The following is a 2,795-nucleotide window of genomic DNA, read 5'->3' as shown; positions in this document are numbered from 1 at the left end:
CTCAACTCCACGCTTGGCTTGATAAAATTGTTCTCAACTCCGCGCTTCGCTTTGAAGTCGAGTCCAATTTTATCTATATCCGAATTCTTTCAGGGCATTCTTTTTCTTTCGCCAGTTCGGTTTGATCTTGATCCAGAGATCCAGCTTTATCCTTTTCCCGAGAATTTTATAGATTTCCTTTTCCGAAGCGATCCTGAGAGCTTTGATATGAGCACCGTTCCTGCCTATCAAAATCGGTCCCCGTATCGATGGGATGCTCGCTAAATATTCTTAACTGTATTATCATCTTCATTATCAGGATTTTCTACATCTTCAATACTGAGGTCGGAATTTTCTTTTTCTAAAGCTTTATTTAATTTTTTCAGACGCTTCTCTTCCTTCTTCTTCTTCTTTGCCTTCTCTTTCTCTCGTTTTTCATATTGATAATTTTGTTTAGCCAATTTTTCTTCCTTTTACATTTTTTTTATTTATCTATACCCGAATTCTTTCAGGGCATTCTTTTTCTTTCGCCAGTTCGGTTTGATCTTGATCCAGAGATCCAGCTTTATCCTTTTTCCGAGAATTTTATAGATTTCCTTTTCCGAAGCGATCCTGAGGGCTTTGATATTAGTACCGTTCTTACCGATCAATATCGGTTTTTGAGACTTTCTTTCCAGCCAGATATTAGCAGAAATTTCAATTCTATTGGGAAGTTCCTTGAATTGTTCGACCACAACCGTGGAAGCATATGGAATTTCCTGCTGATAATTCAGGAAAATCTGTTCGCGTATGATTTCCTGGACAAAAAATTTCTCGGAAAGATCAGTAAGTTCATCCTGTCCGTAAAATGGCGGATTGAATGGCAAATATCCGGTTATCAGATCGAGCAGAGGTTCAATATCTGCAGTATTTTTCAAAGAGATGGGAATGGTTTCATCGAAATTTTGCTTTTTTAATATTTCGTGTTTATTATCGATCAATTCTTGCGTAACGAGATCGATCTTATTAAGAATTGCAATTTTCGGAATTCTGATCTTTTGCAGCATCGCAAGTAATTGCTCATCATAATCCGACGGATAATTTTTAGCATCGGTCATAAATATGATCAGATCGGAATCGGATAAAGCTCGCTTGATGTATTCCAGCATTTTTTCCTGGAGTTCGTATCTCGGTTTGAGATATCCGGGAGTATCGAGGAAAATTATCTGCTTATCTTCATCATTAAAAATGCCTTTGATCTGTTGTCGCGTTGTCTGCGGTTTGGGGGTGATGATAGACAGTTTTTCTTTGAGAAATTTGTTGATCAGAGTCGATTTGCCGACATTAGGTTTACCGACGATCGAGACAAAACCACTGCGAAAGTTTTTATCCATTTTTTCTATTCTTTCAATTTATTATTGCTCATTCCCACGCTCCTGCGTGGGAATACAGATTGTCAGACGCTCTGCGTCTTAATCGTAGTCTGTTTTGATGCCGGAGCGTCAGTTTCTGTATTCCAACGCAGGTGCATTGGAACAAGCAGACTTTCCGAAGCCTTTCTTTCAATTCTTCTTTCAATGAGGATTCGGAAGGTTGATCCGAAAATCAATTTAAATTATGAGCAGAAAACCTTCTGAATCCGATGAGAAAGAATTCCGTTATTAGAAACTACGAGAAGTACAATACAGTAACTCAACTTGACGAGTTGAGAATATACCGGAATAACAAACCGGGAGGTTTGTTTTACCTTCCTCTGCAGATTTGATAAACAAGTCTTTCCATTAATAATTTTTCTAATTTCGGATCTAAAGATTTAAGGTCTATATCTGTTTGCAGGAAGAGAGAAAAGATCTTTCTCAATTGTTTAAGATCAAATTTGTTCGCTGCATTTATATGTTTGTACCTGTATGTTGAAAAAACTTCGGGTAAATACCTGTTTTTGATCTCCGAATCGCTGATATTTTCTTTCCTCAATCCCAATATTTTCCAGAGTTGGAGAAAATATCGAGACAGCATGGTGATCATATAAACTCCGGCAATATTATTAGTGATCATATTCTGCATAATCTCCAGAGAAGTTTTCAAATCTTTCCTTCCCAGCGAATCCTGCAGATCAAATATTTTATTTATTTTGGATTTTCCCACACATTCAAGAACATCATCAAAAGAAATCTTACCGGAATTTTTTGTGTAGATGATCAATTTTTCCAATTCACTGGCAGCAATCAAATAATTAAGTTCGATACTATTGGCGAAAAGTTCAAGCGCTTTTGTATCCATAAATATGTTTTTCTTTTTGATCTCATTTTTCAGGAAACCGATGATGTTATCCGTTCTATAAGGTGGTTTACATGTAATCCTGATGGCTTCTTTGTTGATCTTCTTATTGGCTGAAAGCCGCTGATCAATGGATTCAGCAGTTAAGATAAGGAGAGAAGTTTCAGCAGGATTTGTGGAATAATCTGCAATAAGATTTTTATCTTTTAATTTTAATTTATCGTAATTTTTAAGGATGACGATTTGATATTTCGCCATAAAGGGCGGCATTTCGAGTTGTTCCAGCACACTGACGATCGAGCAATCATCTCCGTAAAAGATATTCAAATCGAATTCTTCCGTACCTTCGGTTTTGAATTTATCGATAATTGCTTTGAGAACACTATCCATAAGATAGTTTTCAGTACCATATATAAAATAGATGGGGAAAGATTTAGCGTTTTTCAGCTTCGGGAGAAACTGATAATGCGGGATTTCTTTTTTTGTATCCATTTTTATCTTCCATCATTCATTGTCATTCTAATTTGTCCTCCTGCTTCTCTCACGAAGAATCTACAGTG

The 2,795-nt window shown here is 36.5% G+C and carries 4 protein-coding genes; all 4 read right to left on the bottom strand.

The features are described from left to right. Positions 1-69 precede the first annotated feature (69 nt). The 4 genes from ENL20_00490 to holA all read right to left on the bottom strand — a co-directional run bounded on the left by ENL20_00490 (position 70) and on the right by holA (position 2,727). Entirely contained in the window at positions 70-255 is a 186-nt protein-coding gene (locus ENL20_00490) for a hypothetical protein (GenBank protein ID HHE37039.1), read from the bottom strand. A gap of 5 nt (positions 256-260) precedes the next feature. Next, positions 261-440: a hypothetical protein gene (locus ENL20_00485; protein ID HHE37038.1), complete on the bottom strand. Its 180-nt coding sequence runs from the start codon at positions 438-440 to the stop codon at positions 261-263. A 27-nt stretch (positions 441-467) separates the two neighbouring features. After that, a complete protein-coding gene (locus ENL20_00480) occupies positions 468-1,352 on the bottom strand; it encodes a GTPase Era (protein HHE37037.1) in 885 nt (294 codons plus the stop codon). Positions 1,353-1,701: 349 nt separating this feature from the next. Continuing rightward, positions 1,702-2,727 carry a DNA polymerase III subunit delta gene (holA, locus tag ENL20_00475; protein ID HHE37036.1) on the bottom strand — a complete coding sequence of 342 codons (1,026 nt, stop codon included), beginning with the start codon at positions 2,725-2,727 and terminating at the stop codon, positions 1,702-1,704. Positions 2,728-2,795 lie beyond the last annotated feature (68 nt).

It is taken from the genome of Candidatus Cloacimonadota bacterium, from assembly GCA_011372345.1.
In the GTDB taxonomy this organism is placed as follows: Bacteria; Cloacimonadota; Cloacimonadia; order Cloacimonadales; family TCS61; genus DRTC01.
Note: the sequence above shows the minus strand (reverse complement) of the source record. Positions and strands in the feature narration are given on the sequence as shown.